General features: G+C 58.6%; 14 protein-coding genes, 1 tRNA gene and 2 other RNA genes. All 17 read left to right on the forward strand.

Annotation, left to right across the window (positions count from 1 at the left end; translation table 11 throughout):
* The first annotated feature begins 48 nt into the window (after positions 1-48).
* The 17 genes from BBB56_RS11275 (at position 49) to BBB56_RS11360 (ending at position 21,441) form a co-directional block, all read left to right on the forward strand.
* Positions 49-477, forward strand: coding sequence for an organic hydroperoxide resistance protein (locus BBB56_RS11275; RefSeq protein WP_123801053.1), 429 nt, complete (start codon positions 49-51; stop codon positions 475-477).
* A gap of 250 nt (positions 478-727) precedes the next feature.
* Positions 728-2,419, forward strand: coding sequence for a kdo(2)-lipid A phosphoethanolamine 7''-transferase (gene eptB / locus BBB56_RS11280; protein ID WP_123801054.1), 1,692 nt, complete (start codon positions 728-730; stop codon positions 2,417-2,419).
* A 124-nt stretch (positions 2,420-2,543) separates the two neighbouring features.
* A tRNA-Pro gene (locus BBB56_RS11285) sits at positions 2,544-2,620 on the forward strand.
* Positions 2,621-2,654: 34 nt separating this feature from the next.
* Positions 2,655-2,784: non-coding RNA, RtT sRNA (locus BBB56_RS11290), on the forward strand.
* Between the two features lie 34 nt (positions 2,785-2,818).
* Positions 2,819-2,948: non-coding RNA, RtT sRNA (locus BBB56_RS11295), on the forward strand.
* A gap of 1,010 nt (positions 2,949-3,958) precedes the next feature.
* On the forward strand, positions 3,959-5,569 hold the full coding sequence (dppA, locus tag BBB56_RS11305) for a dipeptide ABC transporter periplasmic-binding protein DppA (RefSeq protein WP_123801056.1): 1,611 nt from the start codon (positions 3,959-3,961) through the stop codon (positions 5,567-5,569).
* Positions 5,570-5,863: 294 nt separating this feature from the next.
* Entirely contained in the window at positions 5,864-6,883 is a 1,020-nt protein-coding gene (dppB, locus tag BBB56_RS11310; RefSeq protein WP_123801057.1) for a dipeptide ABC transporter permease DppB, read from the forward strand.
* Positions 6,884-6,892: 9 nt separating this feature from the next.
* Complete coding sequence (dppC, locus tag BBB56_RS11315) at positions 6,893-7,795, forward strand: dipeptide ABC transporter permease DppC (protein WP_123801058.1); 903 nt, start codon at positions 6,893-6,895, stop codon at positions 7,793-7,795.
* An 11-nt stretch (positions 7,796-7,806) separates the two neighbouring features.
* Positions 7,807-8,793 carry a dipeptide ABC transporter ATP-binding protein gene (dppD, locus tag BBB56_RS11320; protein WP_123801059.1) on the forward strand — a complete coding sequence of 329 codons (987 nt, stop codon included), beginning with the start codon at positions 7,807-7,809 and terminating at the stop codon, positions 8,791-8,793.
* Positions 8,783-9,805: a dipeptide ABC transporter ATP-binding subunit DppF gene (dppF, locus tag BBB56_RS11325; protein WP_123801060.1), complete on the forward strand. Its 1,023-nt coding sequence runs from the start codon at positions 8,783-8,785 to the stop codon at positions 9,803-9,805. Before dppD ends, dppF begins: the two co-directional genes overlap by 11 nt.
* 437 nt (positions 9,806-10,242) lie before the next feature.
* Positions 10,243-10,764, forward strand: coding sequence for a cellulose biosynthesis protein BcsO (gene bcsO, locus BBB56_RS11330; protein ID WP_123801061.1), 522 nt, complete (start codon positions 10,243-10,245; stop codon positions 10,762-10,764).
* Positions 10,755-11,558, forward strand: coding sequence for a cellulose biosynthesis protein BcsQ (gene bcsQ, locus BBB56_RS11335; RefSeq protein ID WP_123801062.1), 804 nt, complete (start codon positions 10,755-10,757; stop codon positions 11,556-11,558). Before bcsO ends, bcsQ begins: the two co-directional genes overlap by 10 nt.
* Before the next feature lie 52 nt (positions 11,559-11,610).
* Positions 11,611-13,716 (forward strand): UDP-forming cellulose synthase catalytic subunit, encoded by a 2,106-nt coding sequence (gene bcsA, locus BBB56_RS11340; RefSeq protein WP_123801063.1) that lies wholly within the window; start codon positions 11,611-11,613, stop codon positions 13,714-13,716.
* Positions 13,713-16,166: a cellulose biosynthesis cyclic di-GMP-binding regulatory protein BcsB gene (bcsB, locus tag BBB56_RS11345; RefSeq protein ID WP_123801064.1), complete on the forward strand. Its 2,454-nt coding sequence runs from the start codon at positions 13,713-13,715 to the stop codon at positions 16,164-16,166. The genes bcsA and bcsB overlap by 4 nt, the downstream gene beginning before the upstream one ends.
* A complete protein-coding gene (locus tag BBB56_RS11350) occupies positions 16,166-19,981 on the forward strand; it encodes a cellulose biosynthesis protein BcsC (protein ID WP_123801065.1) in 3,816 nt (1,271 codons plus the stop codon). The genes bcsB and BBB56_RS11350 overlap by 1 nt, the downstream gene beginning before the upstream one ends.
* Complete coding sequence (gene bcsD / locus BBB56_RS11355) at positions 19,981-20,424, forward strand: cellulose biosynthesis protein BcsD (RefSeq protein ID WP_123801066.1); 444 nt, start codon at positions 19,981-19,983, stop codon at positions 20,422-20,424. The genes BBB56_RS11350 and bcsD overlap by 1 nt, the downstream gene beginning before the upstream one ends.
* 9 nt (positions 20,425-20,433) lie before the next feature.
* Positions 20,434-21,441, forward strand: coding sequence for a family 8 glycosyl hydrolase (locus tag BBB56_RS11360; RefSeq protein WP_370661859.1), 1,008 nt, complete (start codon positions 20,434-20,436; stop codon positions 21,439-21,441).
* Positions 21,442-21,581 lie beyond the last annotated feature (140 nt).

The raw sequence follows: 21,581 nt of genomic DNA on the forward strand, positions 1-21,581 counted from the left end.
CTTTTATTAATCGTGTACGATTAAATCGCATAATACAGAGAGGAAGTTATGTCTTTAGAAAAAGTTGTGTATACCGCAAAAGCCAAAGCAACCGGCGGTCGTGATGGCCGTGCGACCTCTTCTGACGGCGTGCTGGATGTGAAGCTGGGCGTGCCGAAAGAGATGGGCGGCGCAGGCGGCGAAGTCACTAACCCGGAGCAGCTTTTTGCTGCCGGTTACTCTGCCTGTTTCCTCGGCGCGATGAAATTCGTAGCCGGTCGCGACAAAATCGCGATGCCGAAAGACGCGTGGATTGAAGGCGAAGTTGGCATCGGTCCGATTCCGGACGGTTTCGGCATCGAGGCGAAGCTGAATATTCATCTGCCGGAGATGGACGCAGCGGAAGCCCAGAAGCTGGTTGATGCCGCGCATATCGTTTGCCCGTACTCTAACGCGACGCGCAACAATATCGACGTGACGCTGAATATTATTCGTTAAGTTTTGCGGACCCCTGCGCGGGTCCGTTATTTTTTGCCCGTCGTGCTCCTCGCCTCTCTCTTTACTGGTCAGTCTGGTTAATTTATGTTCTACTGTGCCGCTTCGTGAAAGAGCCATCCACCCCCGCTCAGATTGTTCCTGTTGATCAAGTAATCGCTGCGTTTTTGCGCTGAAAAAGCGAACTCTTCTACGTTGCGATAGTCACAATAGCGTTCAATATTCTGCTCCAGCCCCGGGAAACACCTTTAAGATGAATTATATAAAGACGATAACGCAGCAAAAACTGTCGTTGCTGCTGGCGTTATACATCGGCATTTTGCTGAATTTGCCGATCTTTTACCGTCGCTTTGACGGCTTTTTAACCAAATCCACCCTGACTAACTGGCTGACGGCCGTCACTGAAGTTATGGCAATCGTCGTGCTGACCTTTTTCCTGATGCGTCTGCTGTCACTGGGCGGCAAGCGTTTTTATCGTATTCTGGCCACGCTGCTGGTGCTGATTTCTGTCGCGGCGGCCTATTACATGGCGTTTTTCAACGTGGTAATCGGCTACGGCATTGTGGCGTCGGTGATGACCACGGACGTCGATCTGTCAAAAGAGGTGGTCGGCCTGCACTTTGTGCTGTGGATGGTTGCGGTCAGCGCGCTGCCGCTGTTGATGATCTGGCGTAACAACCTCAGCCAGACGCTTATCGAGCAGCTGCGCACGCCGGGACAGCGTCTGAAGCCGATATTGCTGCTGTTGCTGTGCGTGGCGCTGGTGTGGCTGCCGATTCGCTATTTCGACAAGCTGCAAAAGGCCAATGAAGAGATTACTAATATCGACCTGCCAAGCTATGGCGGCGTAGTGGCGCACTCTTATCTGCCGTCGAACTGGCTGGCGGCGGTAGGGCTGTTTGCCTGGACGCGTATCGATGAGACGCTGGACAGTCAGGAGCTGCTCGATCCGGCAAAGAAATTTACCTATGTGGCACCGCCCGGCATTGATGATACCTATGTGGTGTTTGTAATTGGCGAGACCACGCGCTGGGACCATATGGGGATGCTGGGTTACGACCGTGATACCACGCCGAAGCTTTCCAAAGAGAAGAATCTGGTGGCGTTCCGCGGTGAGTCTTGCGATACCGCGACCAAGCTGTCGCTGCGCTGCATGTTTGTGCGTGAAGGCGGCACGGAGGAGACCCCAGGCCGCACGCTGAAAGAGAAGAATATTTTTGCCGTTATGAAAGAGCTGGGCTTCTCCTCTGAGCTATTCGCGATGCAGAGCGAAGTGTGGTTTTACGATAATGCCGAGGTGAACAACTTCGCCTTCCGCGAGCAGATTGGCTCAGAGCCGCGCAACGCAGGCAAGTCGGTCGATGATATGCTGTTAGTGCCTGAGTTGAAGGCGTCGCTGGATCGCTACCCGCACGGCAAGCATCTGGTGGTGCTGCATACCAAGGGGTCGCATTATCTTTATTCGCAGCGTTATCCGCGCAGCTTTGCGCGCTATCAGCCGGAGTGTATGGGCGTCGATGAGACCTGTAGCAAGGCGCAGTTGATCAACGCTTATGATAACTCGGTTCTGTACGTGGATACTATGCTCGACAGCGTGCTGGATCAGCTGCGCGACAAGAAAGCCATTGTGTTCTATGCCGCCGATCACGGCGAGTCAATCAGCGAGAATACCCACCTGCACGGTACGCCGCGCGAGCTGGCGCCGCCGGAGCAGTTCCGTGTGCCGATGATGGTATGGGCGTCGGATAAGTATCTGGCTGATAACACTAATCGCGCCAGGTTCGAACGTTTGCAGGCGCAGCAGCGCGTCGGCAAGACGCATCGTCACGTTGAGTTGTTCGATTCGATTCTGGGCTGTCTGGGTTATACGTCGCCGAACGGCGGCATTAAGGCGGCGAATAACTGGTGTCAGGCGCCGGCTTCATCCCATGCCGGCACGCTGTAACCGGTGCTGGAACTGGCTGAGCGGCGAGAGAATTTTGTCGTTAGATTGCTTTCCAGGCGATCGCGGTTGAATGGTAAAAAAGCGGTTGACGCTTAGAAATCGGCGCAGTAACATGCGCCCCCATCGGTGAGTGGCGCAGCCTGGTAGCGCACTTCGTTCGGGACGAAGGGGTCGGAGGTTCGAATCCTCTCTCACCGACCAGATTCAGAAAACCTGCTTGTTAAAGCAGGTTTTTTTTCGCCTGTAGAAAAAGAGGATGAGAACCTCCGAAGGAGGTTTGAGTCGAGCGCCAGCGAGACAACGTTGCGCAGCAACGGCCCGCAGGGCGCTTGTCGCCGACAAGCGTCATCCTCTCTCACTGACCAGATTCAGAAAACCTGCTTGTTAAAGCAGGTTTTTTTTCGCCTGTAGAAAAAGAGGATGAGAACCTCCGAAGGAGGTTTGAGTCGAGCGCCAGCGAGACAAGGTTGCGCAGCAACGGCCCGCAGGGCGCTTGTCGCCGACAAGCGTCATCCTCTCTCACCGACCAGTTTAGAAAACCTGCTTGTTAAAGCAGGTTTTTTTTCGCCTGCTGAAAAGTGCTGCTGTAAGTTGAACGCTCACGCGCGCAGCATAGACGGTTCGCAACGTCGCTCAGACATCCATGCTCGCCGGCCCGCACAGATGCGCCTCGTCTATAAGGCGCGCCCGTAAACGAGCCAGCGCGCTGCATTGTTCGAAAACGCTCCCGACGTTTTTGTCTCTGACGCGCGAGGCTTTGCGCTTCCGTCTGTTTATCCGCGTAATAAATTTAAGCGCCGTAATAAAAAGAAAAAACGTTATTCGCATAAGTTTTTTTGTAAGGCGCAAAAGATCTGCTGGAAAAGAAAACCGCACCCGTTTGCGGGTAAAATGGCAGCCATTTTCAGACGTCCAGGTTAATCTCTATTTCTACGAAACTTCCTGAAATCCAGCTTTGCTTTTGTCTGACTCCTGGCCGTCCGATTATTCCCTTTTTTCCGTTAATAAGGCCTGCTGTATCAGGCTCAGACGCTTATTTCGCAACGCATTTTTCTTATGACGTTTTTTATCTTCATGTCGATTTCTTATGCCTGTTATCCAGCATTTTTCACTGCCTGGACGCGATAACGCACGCTAAATCGTTCAGATATTCATCATTTATCGGGTAACCACACATGTTTTTTAGCGGTGAAAATCACTGTTATTTATCGCCATGCTCAGAGAGATATAGGGGGTGGAAGATAAAAGCCTTGTGCAATATCTGGGAAACGACGTAAAAAGCTTTTTTTTACTGTTGCTTGCTTCTCCTCACACTCTGTGTAAATAACTGGCGGCTGTATTGACGTTCATTGCAACTGTTGACAAATTGATGCGTCAATAGAGTTGCAGAAGCGGCGTGATCCGGCAGATTCCACGGCGTCGGAAAAACACAACAAGACCGCTCCGCACTTTCGACCACGTCAGTGGTCTGCCTGAACCGCATAAAAAAAACAGAGGTCGGGCAATACACACAACAACACATCACAATGGAGCAAAAGCATGATCAACTCCCTGGCCAAATCCAGGATGCTGAAGGTCGGTCTGAGCCTGATTGCTATGACCGTCGCCGCCGGTGTTCAGGCAAAAACCCTCGTTTACTGTTCAGAAGGCTCACCGGAAGGCTTTAACCCGCAGCTGTTTACCTCAGGCACGACTTATGATGCCAGCTCTGTGCCGATCTATAACCGTCTGGTTGAGTTCAAAACGGGCACCACCGAATTGCAGCCGGGTCTGGCGGAAAAATGGGACGTTAGCGAAGACGGCAAAACCTATACCTTCCACCTGCGCAAAGGTGTGAAGTGGCAGACCACCAAAGATTTCAAGCCGACGCGTGAATTTAACGCCGACGACGTCGTGTTCTCGTTCGAGCGTCAGCTGGACAAAAACAACAGCTTCCACAACGTGTCTGGCGGCAGCTACGAATACTTCGAAGGCATGGATATGCCGAAGCTGATCAGTAAAATCGAGAAGGTCGATGACTATACCGTGCGCTTCACTCTGACGCGCCCGGAAGCGCCGTTCCTTGCTGACCTGGGCATGGACTTCGCGTCCATTCTGTCAAAAGAGTATGCCGACAACATGCAGAAAGCCGGCACGCCAGAGAAGCTGGACCTGAATCCGGTCGGCACCGGCCCGTTTGTGCTGCAACAGTACCAGAAAGACTCCCGCATCCTGTACAAAGCTAACCCGGATTTCTGGGGCACTAAGCCGAAGATCGACCGCCTGGTGTTCTCCATCACGCCAGATGCCTCCGTGCGTTACGCCAAGTTGCAGAAGGGCGAGTGCCAGGTCATGCCGTATCCGAACCCGGCCGACATCGCCAGCATGAAGAAAGACACCAAAATCAACCTGATGGAGCAACCAGGCCTAAACGTTGGCTACCTCTCGTTTAACACCGAGAAAAAGCCGATGGATAACGTGAAGGTGCGTCAGGCGCTGACCATGGCGGTCAATAAACAGGCTATCATCGATGCCGTTTATCAGGGCGCAGGCCAGGCCGCGAAGAACCTGATCCCGCCAACCATGTGGGGCTACAACGACGCCATTAAGGATTACGCCTACGATCCGGAGAAAGCGAAAGCGCTGTTGAAAGAAGCAGGCCTGCCGGATGGCTTCTCTATCGATCTGTGGGCCATGCCGGTTCAGCGTCCGTACAACCCGAACGCACGCCGTATGGCGGAGATGGTTCAGGCTGACTGGGCGAAAATCGGCGTGAAAGCCAAAATCGTTACCTACGAATGGGGCGAGTACCTGAAGCGCGCGAAAGCGGGCGAGCACCAGTCAGTCATGATGGGCTGGACCGGCGACAACGGGGATCCGGATAACTTCTTCGCGACGCTGTTCAGCTGCGCGGCGGCAAAAGATGGCTCCAACTATTCACGCTGGTGCTATAAGCCGTTTGAAGATCTGATCCAGCCTGCGCGTGCGGAAGCAGACCACAACAAACGTATCGAGCTTTACAAGCAGGCTCAGGTCGTCATGCACGACCAGGCACCGGCGCTGATTATTGCGCACTCCACGGTGTATGAGCCGGTAAGCAAAAAAGTCTCTGGCTACGTGGTCGATCCGTTAGGTAAACATCACTTCGAAAACGTCGATATCCAGGAATAATTCCTGCGGTCGGGGCCGATCTGTTCGGCCCCCTGAGCGGGCGCAGGCCCGCTCGGACACCCGCTTTTTCGGCTAACTTCTTCGAATTACACCCAACATCTTTGCGTTGCAGGAAGGCGACGAGCCGACCAGTCTCTGGCATTTAGCGCAGAGGCGGTAAGCGCTACCGCGCCTGCGCAGTAAAGGATGACGGTTAAACGCACTTTGCGTCGCGTCCGAAGCTCTGCCCGGACGCGAGTTGTGAGCAATAAATCCCGCGCCGATAACGGCGGGAAAAGACTGAGAATCCGGCTTATGCTGCAATTCATACTCCGACGTCTGGGACTTGTCATCCCGACTTTTATCGGTATTACCCTGTTGACCTTCGCGTTCGTCCATTTGATCCCCGGCGATCCGGTGCTGATCATGGCGGGCGAGCGTGGGATCTCTCCGGAACGTCACGCTCAGCTGATGGCGGCCTTTGGTCTCGATCAGCCGCTGTGGAAACAGTACGTCAATTACATTTACGGCGTGCTGCATGGCGATCTGGGCATGTCGCTCAAAAGCCGCATCCCGGTATGGGATGAGTTCGTACCGCGCTTCAAGGCCACGCTGGAACTGGGCATTTGCGCCATGATCTTCGCCGTTGCCGTCGGCATTCCGGTCGGCGTCATCGCGGCGGTAAAACGCGGCTCCATCTTCGACCACACGGCGGTCGGCATCTCCCTGACCGGCTATTCAATGCCGATTTTCTGGTGGGGCATCATGTTGATCATGCTGGTGTCGGTGCAGCTTAACCTGACGCCGGTCTCCGGGCGCGTCAGCGATACCGTGTTTCTGGATGACAGCAATCCGCTGACCGGCTTTATGCTGATCGACACGCTGTTCTGGGGCGAGCCGGGCGACTTTAAAGATGCCGTCATGCACATGATCCTGCCTGCTATCGTACTCGGCACCATTCCGCTGGCGGTCATCGTGCGTATGACGCGTTCGGCGATGCTGGAAGTGCTGGGCGAGGATTACATCCGCACCGCGCGCGCCAAAGGGCTGACGCGCGGGCGCGTTATCGTCATTCATGCGCTGCGCAACGCCATGCTGCCGGTGGTCACGGTGATTGGTCTCCAGGTCGGCACGCTGCTGGCGGGCGCGATCCTGACGGAAACCATCTTCTCCTGGCCGGGTCTTGGTCGCTGGCTGATTGAAGCGCTGCAACGCCGTGATTATCCGGTGGTGCAGGGCGGCGTGCTGCTGGTGGCGATCCTGATTATCCTGGTCAACCTGCTGGTTGATCTGCTCTATGGCGTGGTCAATCCGCGCATACGACACAAGAAATAAGGGGCGATCATGTCTGTTGTTGATCCCGCAAGCGTACCCGCTGCACCTAAGCCGATGACCCCTGTTCAGGAGTTCTGGCACTACTTTAAACGCAACAAAGGCGCGGTCGTCGGCCTGGTCTATGTAGTGCTGATGCTGCTGATCGCCATTTTCGCCGGCGTGCTGGCCCCGCATGCGCCGGCGGAGCAGTTCCGCGATGCGCTGCTGCATCCGCCGGTCTGGCAGGAAGGCGGCAGCTGGAGCTATATCCTGGGTACCGATGACGTTGGCCGCGACGTGCTGTCGCGCCTGATGTACGGCGCGCGTCTGTCGCTGCTGGTAGGCTGTCTGGTGGTGGTGCTGTCGCTGATCCTCGGCGTTATTTTCGGTTTGATGGCGGGCTATCTGGGCGGCGCCATTGACGCCACTATTATGCGTCTGGTGGACATTATGCTGGCGCTGCCGAGCCTGCTGCTGGCGCTGGTGCTGGTCGCCATTTTCGGCCCGTCGATTGTCAATGCCTCTATTGCGCTGACCTTCGTCGCGCTGCCGCACTATATCCGCCTGACCCGCGCGGCGGTGCTGGTGGAGGTAAACCGCGACTATGTGACCGCGTCCAGCGTAGCGGGCGCGGGTACGCTGCGTCAGATGTTCGTCAATATTCTGCCTAATTGCCTGGCGCCGCTGATCGTGCAGGCATCGCTGGGCTTCTCCAACGCCATTCTGGATATGGCGGCGTTAGGTTTTCTCGGTATGGGTGCGCAACCGCCGACACCAGAGTGGGGCACGATGCTCTCCGACGTGTTGCAGTATGCGCAAAGCGCCTGGTGGGTCGTTACGTTCCCTGGACTGACTATCCTGCTCACCGTGCTGGCGTTCAACCTGATGGGCGACGGTTTACGCGACGCCCTCGACCCGAAACTCAAGCAGTAAGAGGCACCGAGATGGCGTTATTAAATGTAGATAAATTATCGGTGCATTTCGGCGACGATAAGACACCGTTCCGCGCGGTTGACCGCATCAGCTATCAGGTTGAGCAGGGTCAGGTCGTGGGGATCGTCGGTGAGTCCGGCTCCGGTAAATCGGTCAGCTCGCTGGCGATTATGGGCCTGATCGATTTCCCCGGTAAGGTGATGGCGGAGAAGCTGGAGTTTAACCAGCGCGACCTGACGCGCATCTCTGAAAAAGAGCGCCGCCAGCTGGTCGGCGCGGAAGTGGCGATGATTTTTCAGGACCCCATGACCAGCCTGAATCCGTGCTATACGGTCGGCTATCAGATAATGGAAGCGATTAAAGTGCATCAGGGCGGCAACCGTCGCACCCGTCGCCAGCGCGCCATCGATCTGCTGACCCAGGTCGGGATTCCGGATCCGGCATCGCGTCTGGACGTTTATCCGCACCAGCTATCAGGCGGTATGAGCCAGCGCGTGATGATCGCTATGGCTATTGCCTGTCGGCCTAAGCTGCTCATCGCCGATGAGCCGACTACGGCGCTGGACGTTACCATTCAGGCGCAAATTATCGAGCTGCTGCTCGACCTGCAAAAGCAGGAGAACATGGCGCTGATCCTGATTACGCACGATCTGGCGCTGGTGGCGGAAGCCGCGCAGCACATTATCGTGATGTATGCCGGTCAGGTGGTGGAGAGCGGCAAGGCGAGTGACATCTTTAAGGCGCCGCGCCATCCTTACACCCAGGCGCTGCTGCGCGCGCTGCCTGAATTTGCCGCTGATAAGGCGCGTCTGGCGTCGCTGCCGGGAGTGGTGCCGGGCAAATATGACCGCCCGCTCGGCTGTCTGCTTAATCCGCGCTGCCCCTACGCCACCGATCGCTGCCGTAAAGAAGAACCTGCCCTTCGCGACATTCCGGGGCGTCAGTCCAAATGTCACTATCCGCTGGATGATGCCGGGAGACCGACCTATGAGTCTTGAGAATACAAAGCAGGATTATCTGCTACAGGCAATAGACCTGAAAAAACACTATCCGGTGAAAAAGGGCCTGTTTGGTCAGCAGCGCATGGTGAAAGCGCTGGACGGCGTCTCCTTTAATCTGGAGCGCGGCAAAACGCTGGCGGTGGTCGGCGAGTCCGGCTGCGGCAAATCGACGCTGGGCCGCCTGCTGACCATGATTGAAACCCCGACCGAAGGCCAGCTTTACTGGCACGGCCAGGATTTGCTGAAGCACGATCCTCAGGCGCAGAAGCTGCGTCGCCAGAAAATCCAGATTGTTTTCCAGAACCCCTACGGTTCGCTCAATCCGCGTAAAAAAATCAGTCAGATTCTTGAAGAGCCGCTGCTGATCAACACCGCGCTGAGTAAAGCGGAACGCAAAGAGAAGACGCTGGAGATGATGGCGAAGGTCGGTCTGAAGACCGAGCATTACGATCGCTACCCGCATATGTTCTCAGGCGGTCAGCGTCAGCGTATTGCTATCGCACGGGGACTGATGCTGGAGCCTGACGTGCTGATCGCCGATGAACCGGTGTCGGCGCTGGACGTTTCGGTGCGCGCGCAGGTGCTTAACCTGATGATGGATTTGCAGCAGGAGATGGGACTCTCTTACGTCTTTATCTCGCACGATCTCTCGGTGGTAGAGCATATCGCCGATGAGGTGATGGTAATGTATCTGGGGCGCTGCGTTGAGAAAGGCAGCAAAGAGGCGATTTTTAACAATCCGCGCCACCCTTATACTCAGGCGCTGCTGTCGGCTACGCCGCGTCTTAATCCAGACGACCGGCGCGAACGTATCAAGCTAACGGGCGAACTGCCCAGCCCGCTTAATCCGCCGCCGGGCTGCGCCTTTAACGCGCGCTGCCGTCGTCGTTTCGGCACCTGCGTGCAGCTACAGCCGAAGCTGAAGCGCTACGGCGAGCAACAGATCGCCTGCTTCGCCGTTGATCAGGATGAGAACCAGCCGGTCGGCGTAGCAGAGGAAATACGCTAACAGAAAAGGCTCCGCAAGGAGCCTTTTTACTTAACCTTCATCGCAACTAACGCTTCTCTCTTCCCGGCTAACAGCCGCCCTGACAGTTTATCGCCGCTGACGTGAGCGGCTGTCATTTTGCCGCAGCGTGGAAAACGCCTCTGCCTGACGTTAAGGAAAAAGGTGCAAAGGTTCTGTTTAATAGTGACGAAACCTTTAAGGCTTAACAGAGAATAAGAGAGGCAGATACTCATTTTCCGCTTAAGTTTATTACTTAAATACAGCTAACCGTTTTATTCCTGATATGACTAAATAAGGCGAATATCTCTGTTTAACTAATCATAAAGATAAATATCTTTTATTGGATGTGGATTTTTTGTAATCAGATTTATCTCACCGCTTCTAAATGAATGTGATATATTCCCGGCAAAATTTCCCTCAATGCAGACTCTGGCCCGATGAAAGATTATGACGATTTGCAGCGTTTTAAGGAAAAAACGCACACGCTCGATATCGCCTTTAAAGATATGTCAGGCCAGCGACAGGAATCTGCCGGAAATAGTCAGTGGGCGCTGATTCGCCAGCTGGCGAATGAAGAGGCATCGACACCCTTTAGCGGCAGCCAGCGCATCGATATGCCGCAGCCACAGCCTTTACGCGGTGATGAATTCCAGACCCCCCTCGCTTCGCCGCTGCTGCGTCAGCCTGCCGCCACCGCGCGCCATACCCTTCTCAACAGCCTTGCCGGTAGCGCGCCAGCCGCAGCGGCGCCGGTCTCTGCGCTGTTCCCGCCGCCGGTCAGCGCGCCGCAGACCGAAGCCCAGCCTGCGTCCAGCGTGGCCCCGCCTGCGCCGTCGCCTGCCGCGCCAGCGCCGCGCCGCTTTGGCGGCCTGTTCCGGGCGCGCCACAGCGAACCGGTCAGTCTGTCAAAAGAGACTTTACTCAAACCGTTACTGGAGAAGATTGCGTTATGCCGTTAGTTTGTGTGTGCTCGCCGAAAGGGGGTGTCGGAAAAACCACGCTGGCGGCCAATCTGGCCTGGAGTCTGGCGCGGGCGGGCAGCAAGGTATTAGCGATAGACTTTGACGTGCAGAACGCGCTGCGTTTGCATTTCGGCGTGCCGCTGAACGATGGACGCGGCTTTGTCGCGCGCTCCGAAGAGCAGGCGGACTGGAGCCAGTCTATCCTCACCACCGGCGGCAACCTCTTTGTCCTGCCCTATGGCGACGTCACCGAGGCGCAGCGCGAACGCTTTGAAGAGAAGCTGGCGAAAGATCCCCATTTTTTACGGCGCGGGCTGGATACGGTGCTGAATTACCCAGGTCTGGTGATTGTCGCTGACTTTCCGCCGGGACCGGGAGCGGCGCTGAAAGCGATAAGCTCGCTGGCGGAAATGCATTTAGTGGTGATGCTGGCGGATACCGCCTCGGTCTCTTTATTACCTCAGGTTGAAAATAATCGCATGACTGGCCAGCCGCTGAATAATCAGTCCGGGCACTATTTTGTGCTGAACCAGAGCGATAACCGCCGCAATATCAGCCGCGATGTCACCGCGTTTATGCAACAGCGTCTGGGCGACAGCTTGCTGGGCGTGGTACACCGCGATGAAAGCGTGGCCGAAGCCAACGCCTCTCAGCAGTCCGTTTATGATTTCAGTCCTGCGTCCGCAGCGGCGTTCGATATTGAGCTAATTGCAAAACGCGTCGCCAGTATTTTGAAAATTTCCGTCGGCAATGGTGAAGTTCCGGCGCCCATTCGCAGCACGCATTATTAATTGCCTGGCGTCGCCAGGCTTTAAAAAAACACAGCTTTTCCCAGGGTAAATCATGAATAAAATCGGGTTTTACCTGCTGCTGCTGGTACTTGCGCCAGCGGCCGCGGTGATCGTCATTACGCCGATGGATAGCCAGAAACAATATATATTTGGCTTAATTAGCATTTTGATGATGTTTTTACTGGGCTTCAGCAAAAGTCGGAAAATAACGGTGGTCATGGTTATTCTCTCTGCGCTGATGTCCACCCGATATATCTGGTGGCGCACCACTGAAACCCTGCATTTTAATTCTGAAACAGAGGCGATTCTGGGCATCGGCTTATATCTTGCCGAACTCTATGTGTGGCTGATTTTAATTCTTGGTTTTTTGCAGACCGCCTGGCCATTAAAACGCACCATCGAACCGCTGCCGGATGACATTAGCCTGTGGCCGACGGTGGACGTCTACGTGCCGACCTATAACGAAAGCCTCGACGTGGTGCGTGATACGGTGCTGGCGGCCCAGTGCATCGACTACCCGCGCGACAAGCTGAAAATCTATCTGCTGGATGACGGCAAGCGGTCTGAGTTTGCCGTCTTCGCTGCCGACGTGGGGGTCGGCTATATTACCCGCGACGACAACAGCCACGCCAAAGCAGGCAACCTTAATCACGCCATGAAGATCACCAAAGGCGAGCTGATCTGCGTATTTGACTGCGACCATGTCGCCACGCGCGCTTTTTTACAGGCCACCGTCGGCCCGTTTCTGAAGGACCCCAGGCTGGCGCTGTTGCAGACGCCGCACTACTTTTATTCGCCCGATCCCTTTGAGCGCAACCTGCGCGCGGCGCGCAGCATTCCCAACGAGGGCGCGCTGTTCTACGGTCCGGTGCAGCAGGGCAACGACAACTGGAACGCGACCTTTTTCTGCGGCTCCTGTGCGGTCATTCGTCGGTCGGCGCTGGAAGAGATCGGCGGCTTCGCGGTGGAAACGGTGACGGAAGATGCGCATACTGCCCTGAAGATGCAGCGTCGCGGCTGGGGATCGGCGTTTCTGGCGATTCCGCTGGCGGCCGGTCTGGCCACCGAGCGTCTCGGCCTGCACGTTGTGCAGCGCACGCGCTGGGCGCGCGGCATGACGCAGATTTTCCGCGTCGATAACCCCCTGCTGGGACGCGGCCTGAAGTGGCAGCAGCGTCTCTGCTATCTCAACGCCATGCTGCATTTTCAGTTCGGCCTGCCGCGCGTGGTATTCCTCACCGCGCCGCTGGCCTATCTGCTGTTTAACCTCAATATTATTCACTCGTCAGCTTCGCTGATCTTCGCCTATGTACTGCCACACCTGGTGATGTCGCTCTACGTAAACTCGCGCATGAATGGCCGCTTTCGCTACACCTTTTGGGGTGAAATCTATGAAACCGTGATGTGTTTTCATCTGGTCATCCCAACGCTGTTAACCCTGTTATCGCCGAAGCACGGTAAGTTTAACGTGACCGATAAAGGCGGCCTGCTGGATCAGGGCTTCTTCGACTTCCATATTGTGCGCCCACACGTCATTGTGGCGGCGCTGCTGGGCATTGGCATCACTGCGGGGGTGGTGCGTGCCGTGATGCATGACTACTTCGGCGTCGATCCTTACGTGATTGCCCTGAACGTGGGCTGGGCCGTCTTTAGCCTGATCATTCTGATGGCGGCGATCGCCGTGGCGCGAGAAACCCGACAGGTGCGTAAAACGATCCGCATTGAGGTACAGATCCCGGCGATTATTCACTACGCCAGCGGTATCTCGTCACGCACCCGCACCAGCGATCTCTCTATGGGCGGCGCGCAGCTGGATGCGCCGGATAATCGTCATGAAACCGACGAGATTGAAGAGATCGATCTGCTGCTACAGTCCGGCGCGATCACCATTCCGGTAAGCAAAATTTCCGGCGACAACGAGTCTATCCGTCTGCGCTTCGCCGCGATGCCGCTGGCGCGGCGTCGCGAACTGGTGCGCGTGGTGCTGGCGCGGGCCGACGCCTGGCTTCAGCCGGAGTATAAACAAGACAATGCGCTGCTGTCGCTGGGCACCATAATCCGCACCGTATTTGAGCTGTTCTGGCTGAGCTGGAAAGATCGCCGCAACAAAGGCAAAGACGCGGCGTCAGCAGGCGTAAAAGAGGACAGCGCAGCATGAAAATCCGCAAACCTTCGCTGCTGGCGGCCTCGCTGGCAGCCGCGCTGTGGCTGACTTCAGGCTGGGCGGAAACCCTAACGGATGCGCCCGTCAACAGCCCTGCGCCCGCCGCGCCGGAACAGAGCGCGCCGGCGCCGCAGGCGGGCAGTACGCCTGGGACGCTGCCGCTGCCGGAGGATCAGGAACAGGCCGATCCGCAGCTCTCGTCGGCGGCCTCCGCCGCGCCTTTTGTGCCCGGTCAGCCCGTTGCCGCGCCTGCGCCTGCCGCTGCGCTTAACCAGCCGATCAGCAGCGCTATTTCCGTCGCGCAGATGGGCCAGCCGCAGGGCATTACCCTGACCGGAGGCCAGCTTCAGTCCGGCATCGTCTTCTCCCTGCCGGGAGACGAAGTGGTGACCAATGCGCGCCTCAATCTGTCACTGCGCGTCTCGCAGGCGCTGGCGGCGCGCAACACCTCGCTTCAGCTCATGCTCAACGGCCAGCCGCTTGGCACGCTGCCGCTGGGAAGCGGCGACAGCGACGTCAGCGACTACCAGCTGGAGATCCCCGCGGCGATGGTGGTCGCCAGCAACAATCTCAGCTTCAAAATCAACGATGCGGATAAGCTGCTGTGTGAGAAAGAGAGCGCGCGCAACTATCAGGTAACGGTTCTGCCGAACACCACGCTGAGTCTCGAAGGGCAGCAGCTGAATATCGGCACGCGCCTGAGCAACTTCCCGCGTCCCTTTATCGATCCGCTGCGCATGACGCCTGCGTCGGTAAGCATGGGGTTCGCCAGCACGATTACGTCAGACGCCGTTAGCGCCGCCGCGCTGGTGGCGTCATGGCTCGGTATTCAGAGCGACTATCGCACCATTCGCTTTCCTGTGACGCGCGATGCGCTGCCAGAGCAAAACGGCATCCTGTTCGGGCATCCGGGCGATCGCATCGGCACCCTGATCATGCCTCAGGCCAGCGGTCCCCGGCTGACGCTGGTGGATAATCCTGATAATCCGGTCTACAAGCTGCTGCTGGTTACCGGCGAGAATGATGCGCAACTGCGCCAGGCGGCGTTACGTCTCACCACGCAGCCGCTGAATACCGATGCCAGCAGTCTCGTCGTTCAGCCGCAACCGCTGGTCAGCCGTAAGCCCTACGATGCGCCGCGCTGGATCAACACCAGCCGTCCGGTAAGCCTGAGCGAGCTGCTGGACCCCAACCAGAGCCTGACCTCAACCGGTATCTGGCACGATGCGCTGCGCGTTAACTTCCGCGCCGCGCCGGATCTGTTTTTGTGGGACGGGGATACCGTGCCGGTTAACCTGAACTACCGTTTTCCGTCGGAAAGCTGGATAGACGAAGACAACTCGTTCCTGAACGTGATGCTCAACGGCACCTTCCTGCGCAATCTGACGGTGAACAAAGTGGGCCTGCTGGAGCAGGCCTGGCACCGCCTGGGCGGCGACGCGCGCCAGGAGCAGTATCAGCTGCATCTTGACCCCTGGCTGATCTACGGCGACAACCAGCTGTCGCTCTACTTCAATATCAGGCCAAAAGCGGATGCGCCCTGCGGCGTGCTGCTGAACAACAACATTAAAAGCCGTATCGAAGAGGGTTCCTGGATCGACTTGAGCCACACGCGGCACTTCACGCTGCTGCCGAACCTCTCCTACTTTGTCGGCGCGTCGTTCCCGTTTTCGCGGCTGGCGGACTTCAGCCAGACCACGCTGCTGCTGCCGGAAACACCGAGCAACGCTGAGATTGCCACGCTGCTCGATCTGGCCGCGCGCGCCGGTAATGCCACCGGCGTCGCGCTGGCGCAGAATCAGGTGATATTGGGTCTGCCGAGCGGCGGCGCCCATCTGGCGCGGCTGGCGCAGAGCGATGTACTGGCGATCGGCACCACCGGCGACAGCAGCTTTAACCAACAGCTGCTGGCGCGCTCGCCGTTTGAGACCAGCGGCAGCACCCTGGGCGTAAAGACGCCCGCGACCCTGGAGAAGCTGCGTAGCTGGCTGACGGGCGACTGGTATCGCCAGCCGCTCGACGCCGATCGCTACTTCTCTTCGAACGAGGCGTGGCGCGGCTTTATCAGCTATCGCTCGCCCTGGAATCCCGACCGCACCGTGGTGATGACGGTCGCCACCAGTGACGAACAGCTGCTGCGGCTGCATAGCGATCTGAACTCAGCGCGCATTAACGCGGCGATCCGCGGCGATACCGCGATTATCACCGATGAAAACGGCATCCGCAGTTTCCGCGTTGGTCCTCAGTACCCCAGCGGCGAGATGCCCTGGTACATGATGGTGGTGTGGTACGCCAGTCAGCATTCAGTGCTGATGGCGCTGGCCGCGCTGGCGCTGGCCGCGCTGGCGGGCATGGCGGTCTTCGCTATGTTGCAGCGTCATGCGCGGCGGCGGCTCAATCCGCAAGGAGCAGGCGATTCCGGTAAGACGTCAGGACAAAAATAATGAAAACACATCTGTTAAGTACCGGTATTCGTCGCGCGCTGCTGCTGGGCAGCGTGCTGACGTTCTCTCTGCCGCTGCTGGCGGCGGAAAGCGCCAACCCCGCGCTACAGGCGCTGTTCGACCAGGCGGCCTACTGGCATCAGAAGGCGCACGATGATCTCGCGAAATCCGCGCTGCAAAAAGTGCTGATGGTCGAGCCGAACAATGTTCAGGCGCTTTACCTGCTTGCCCTGTACTCGCAGCAGAGCGGCGACAGCGCCGGCGCGGCGCATTATCGCCAGCAGCTGAGCAGCGCCTCACCGCAGGATGCGCGCCTGGGCGAGCTGGACAAGGCGCGCCAGCTACAGACTATTCCGCAGGCGCAACTGGCGCTGGCGCGTCAGCAGGCGCAAAGCGGCAATATCGCCGCCTCGTTGCAGACGTGGCGCAATACCTTTCAGGGCGACCAACCGCCTGACAGCGTGGCGGCGGAATACTATCTGACCATGGCGGGGGATCGCACGCTGCTGCCGCAGGCGGTTGAGGCGCTGCGCCAGTTCTCAGCATCGCATCCGCAGGATACCGGCGCGAAGCTGGCGCTGGGCAAAGCGCTGACCTATCAGGACGCGACGCGTCGTGAAGGCATTGACCTGCTCGGCCCGCTGGCGGACGGCAGCCAGGAGGCCGATCGTTCGCTGCGTCAGGCGCTATTGTGGCTGGGTCCGCAGACGTCGGACGCCGCGCTGTATCAGACCTGGCAGCAGCGCCATCCGCAAGACGCGGAGGTGATGAACTATTACCGTAAAAACGCCGGCGGCGCGGAAAAGGGCGCAGGTTTTAGCGCGCTTAACAGTGGCGACGTCAGCGGCGCGCAGACGCGTTTTGAAACGGTGCTGAACGCCAATCCGCAGGACGCCGACGCGCTGGCCGGTATGGGCTACGTCGCGCAGCGCGCCGGCCGCTACAGCGAAGCGGCGGACTATCTGCAACGCGCGGCGCAGCTTGGCGGCGAGCGAGGAGCGGAACGGCAGCAGCAGGCCAGCGACGCGCGCTTTTATGCTCAGCTTGCCGCCGCGCAGCAGGCGCTAAAAGAGGGCGACAGCGCGCGGGCGCTGGCGCTCAGCGAGCCGCTGACGCAGGCGGACGGCGAGAAAGGCACGGCTGCAAAACTGTTCCGCGCCGACGTGCTGCGCCGCAGCAACCAGTTCAGCGAGGCGGAACAGGCGTACCGCGCTGTTTTGCAAGGCGATGCGGACAACCGCAGCGCGAAAGAGGGGCTGTTTTACGTGCTGCGCCAGCAGAATCGCAGCAGCGAAGCGAACACCCTTCTGGCGTCATTGCCCGATAGCGTGCGGCAAAGCGTTGCGCCGCGCGGCGGCGGTGACGGCGGCGGCGCGATCCGGCAGCAGGCGAAGCGCCAGCAGCAGGCGGGCAACATCGGCGCGGCGATCGCCACGCTGCAACAGGGCGTTCAGCGCTACCCCAACGATGGCTGGCTACGTCTGGACCTGGCGCGCCTTTATCGCGCCCAGGGCGATACGCTTCAGGCCGCCAGCGTGATGCAGCCCTCAATGCGCAACGGCGCGGGCAGCGGTGAGCTGTATGCCGCCGCCCTTAACGCCAGCGAAAGCGGCGGCTGGCAGCAGGCCAGTTCGCTGCTGGCGCGCATTCCCTCCGCCGCGCAGACGCGCGACATGCGCGATCTGGCCCAGCGCGTTACCTTCAACCTGCAAATGGCCACTGCCGACCAGTATCTGACGCAGGGCGCGAATACTGCTGCCGCCAATACGCTAAAGGCGCTGGCGCAGACTCCGCCGGTGAATCCGGTCGATGCCGGTAATCTGGCGCAAAAGCTGCTGCGGGCAGGCGACGTCACGACCGCCGTGGCGATTGTGCGCGGCAATATGCAGCGCGGCGTACAGGGCAACGCGGGAGATTACGCGGCGCAGGTCGCCGTGCTGAATCAGGCCGGACTAAGCAACGAAGCCCAGAATTTTCTCAGCAATCCGGCTTTACAGGCGCGCAGCACGCCAGCGCAGCTGGCGGGTATGCGTAACGGCTACGTCATTAATGAAGCGGATCGCCTGCGCGAGCAGAAGCAGTACGCCGCCGCTTACGACAAGCTGATCGGCGCATTGCAGCGCGATCCGCAGAACCGCGATCTGATGTTCGCGATGGCTCGTCTTTATCAGGACGGCAAAATGAACAAAGAAGCGGGCGTGGTTTACGACTATCTGATGACGCAGGACACCGCCACGCAGGACGCGCGCGTCGGCGCGATCAACGTGGCGCTGGCGCAGAACAATCTGCCACGCGCTAACGAGCTGTCGCGCGGCCTACAGATGCAGCACTCTCCGGAGCGTTTACTGCTACTGGCGCGCGTCGCCGATGCCAATGGCGAGCATACTCAGGCCATGAACTATTTGCGCAGCGCGCGCGGCCAGCTGATTGGCCTACAGGGCGCGCAAAGCGGCGAGACGCCAACCCTGGGCGGTCTGGCGCTGGCCGATAACCCCTTTATTAATCGCAGCGCCGCGCCGTCAGGGCGTTCGCCCTCCAGCTACGGCGTCGTGCTGCCGTGGCAGAACGCGTCGGCGGGCGTCACCAGCAGCGCCGTAGGGGTCACCCTGGCGAGCGGCGATAGTCTGCCGCTCCAGCAGGCGCGCACGCTGCGCCAGATCGACAGCATGATGGAAGGATTGCAGGAGAAAACCGGCACCTGGTCGCAGGGCCAGGTTCAGATACGCGCGCGCGACGGGGAGTCGGGTCTCAGCAAGCTGACTGAAGCCAAAGCGCCGCTGACCTTCTCTACCGCGCCTTATGGCGACGCGCGTTTCGATTTCACCATGACGCCGCTGTCGCTGACGGCGGGCAGCGCGGCGGGGGACGCCTGGCGCCGCTTTGGCAGCAATGCGCTGGAGCAGGCGAAAGTGGTGGCGGCGGGCAACGCGAAAGTCACCGATGTGCCGGACGCCTCAACCGATTCGCAGACGGCGTCTGGCGTTGAACTGAATCTGGCGCTGAAAGGCGACAGTTACAAAATCGACCTCGGCAGTACGCCGCTGGGCCAGGACATCAGCACGCTGGTGGGCGGCGTGCAGTGGTCGCCGAAGCTGACCGACTTCCTGACGCTGATCCTCACCGGCGAGCGTCGCGCCATGACCGACAGCCTGCTCTCCTACGTGGGCGTACAGGATAAGTCGAGCGGCAAGCGCTGGGGAGAGGTGACCAAAAACGGCGGCAACGCGCTGCTCAGCTATGACAACGGCGATGCCGGCTTTTATATTGGCGGCGGCGCATACAGCTATCTCGGCGAGAACGTGGCGAGCAACCACAGCCTGAACGCCACGGCGGGCGCTTACGTGCGGCCTTTCCACGCTGATGACCGCGAGCTGAAAGTCGGCATGAGCCTGTCATGGATGGATTTCGCAAAAAATCTCAGCTATTTCAGCTACGGGCAGGGCGGCTATTTTAGCCCGCAAAACTATGCGGCGGTGTCGCTCCCGCTGGATTTCACGCGCAGGTTCGACGATCTGAGCGTGAAGGTGGGCGGCTCGGTCGGCTATCAGTCCTACAGCCAGGATCGCAGCGCCTACTTTCCGAACGATCCCGCTATGCAGTCGCAGCTGGAATCCTGGGCGGCGAGCGGCGCGGTGAAGAGCGCTTACTACAGCGGCGAAAGCAAAAACGGCATCGGCTATAACCTGCACGCCGGGGCGGATTACAAAGTGAATAAAGAGGTGACCATCGGGGGGCAGCTTGGCTACGACACCTTTGGTGATTACAACGAAAGTACGGCACAGCTCTACTTCCGCTATCTGTTTGGAGACAACTAATGAGTGAGCATTCGGACGTCGTCAGCCATACGCATCAGCCCGGCTGGTTCGATCTGGTCAGCGTCATGATTGAAGGAATGATCGCCAATGCGGGTAAAGAGGAGGCGGAAGCCTTTCTCCATAGCATGGGCGATTCGCTGGCGGCACGCTATCCTTTGCCTGAAGCGCGCACCGTGCAGGATCTGGAGCGTGAGTTCAATCTGCAACTGGCCCGTTTCAACTGGGGCTTTGTGCAGCTGCAACCGCAGGACGCGGCTATTCTGCTGAAGCACTACGCGCTTCCCGCAGGTGATAACGCGCTGGAAGCAGCGAACTGGCAGTCAGCGCTGGCCGCCGTGCTGGCGGGTCTGTACAGCGGCTGGCTGCGCGCCCAGGGCGGCGGCGCGGCGGTCGCCGTGGTGCTGGAGCTTAACGACGGCCATACCCTGCACTATCGATATTAACGGAGCAACGTGATGATTAAGCCAGCCTGGCTGCGATGGACGATATTTTTTATGGTGATGATGGTGAGCGCGCAGGCGTCGGCAGACGGCTGGAGCACCTTCAAGAGCCGCTTTCTTACTGCCGAAGGTCGAATTGTCGATAACGCCAACAACAACGTCAGCCATACCGAAGGGCAGGGTTACGGCATGCTGCTGGCCGTGGCAAACGACGATCGCGCGACTTTCGATCGGCTGTGGAGCTGGACGCGCCAGCATCTGCTGAATACGCAGAACGACCTGTTTTACTGGCGTTATACGCCGGATGCGAGCGAGCCGGTGGCGGACAAGAACAACGCCTCTGACGGCGACGTGCTTATTGCCTGGGCATTGCAGCGCGCCGCGGATAAGTGGTCGTCGCAAAGCTATCAGCAGGCGTCGGATCGTATCCAGCGCGCCATCGTGAAGCACAACGTCGCTACTTTCGCAGGCCGTACGGTGATGCTGCCGGGGGCGCAGGGCTTCAACAAAACCAGCTATGTGGTGCTTAACCCCTCTTATTTTCTCTTTGAGGCGTGGAGCGCCTTCGCTGCCCACAGCCATCTTAAGGTCTGGAATGCCCTGATCAACGACGGGATGGATCTGCTGGGCGCGATGCATTTTGGCAAAACGGGCCTGCCGCTCGACTGGGTGGCGCTGAATGCGGACGGTTCGGTCGCGCCTGCGGTGGGTTACTCCAGTCGCTTCAGCTACGATGCGATTCGCGTGCCGCTGAATATCTGGTGGTACGATCCGCAGAGCCTGCGCCTGGTGCCGTTTCAGAACGTCTGGCAGCGCTACGGTCGGCTGACAACGCCCGCGTGGTTTGACGTGCTGGGCAACAGCAACGCCCCCTACAATCTCGACGGCGGATTGCTGGCAATCCGTGATTTGACGCTGAATGAGACCGGGTATATCAGCGATCGGCTGGCGCCGGATCAGAACTACTTCTCCGCCAGTTTGCAGCTGCTGGTGTGGCTGGCGCTTCAGGAGAAGCGCTAACGAGCGACGGCGGCATAAACCGCGCGGACAGGCGGGCGGAGATCGCCGTCGTCCCCCGGCGCAAGGTTTTGCCTGCCGCGCAGGGGATGCTGAACAGGCGTGGCGCGCCTGACCGCGGGCGTTTTATTTCGCCCGCAGCG

This window comes from Candidatus Pantoea deserta, from assembly GCF_003813865.1.
GTDB lineage: Bacteria > Pseudomonadota > Gammaproteobacteria > Enterobacterales > Enterobacteriaceae > Pantoea > Pantoea deserta.

Bases quoted from the DNA above. Each gene is read 5' to 3' on its own strand.
- bcsQ (WP_123801062.1), top strand. From the start codon at position 10,755: ATGCCGTTAGTTTGTGTGTGCTCGCCGAAAGGGGGTGTCGGAAAAACC.
- bcsD (WP_123801066.1), top strand. From the start codon at position 19,981: ATGAGTGAGCATTCGGACGTCGTCAGCCATACGCATCAGCCCGGCTGG.
- bcsA (WP_123801063.1), top strand. From the start codon at position 11,611: ATGAATAAAATCGGGTTTTACCTGCTGCTGCTGGTACTTGCGCCAGCG.
- bcsO (WP_123801061.1), top strand. From the start codon at position 10,243: ATGAAAGATTATGACGATTTGCAGCGTTTTAAGGAAAAAACGCACACG.
- dppC (WP_123801058.1), top strand. From the start codon at position 6,893: ATGTCTGTTGTTGATCCCGCAAGCGTACCCGCTGCACCTAAGCCGATG.
- bcsB (WP_123801064.1), top strand. From the start codon at position 13,713: ATGAAAATCCGCAAACCTTCGCTGCTGGCGGCCTCGCTGGCAGCCGCG.
- dppB (WP_123801057.1), top strand. From the start codon at position 5,864: ATGCTGCAATTCATACTCCGACGTCTGGGACTTGTCATCCCGACTTTT.
- BBB56_RS11350 (WP_123801065.1), top strand. From the start codon at position 16,166: ATGAAAACACATCTGTTAAGTACCGGTATTCGTCGCGCGCTGCTGCTG.
- dppD (WP_123801059.1), top strand. From the start codon at position 7,807: ATGGCGTTATTAAATGTAGATAAATTATCGGTGCATTTCGGCGACGAT.
- BBB56_RS11275 (WP_123801053.1), top strand. From the start codon at position 49: ATGTCTTTAGAAAAAGTTGTGTATACCGCAAAAGCCAAAGCAACCGGC.
- eptB (WP_123801054.1), top strand. From the start codon at position 728: ATGAATTATATAAAGACGATAACGCAGCAAAAACTGTCGTTGCTGCTG.
- dppA (WP_123801056.1), top strand. From the start codon at position 3,959: ATGATCAACTCCCTGGCCAAATCCAGGATGCTGAAGGTCGGTCTGAGC.
- dppF (WP_123801060.1), top strand. From the start codon at position 8,783: ATGAGTCTTGAGAATACAAAGCAGGATTATCTGCTACAGGCAATAGAC.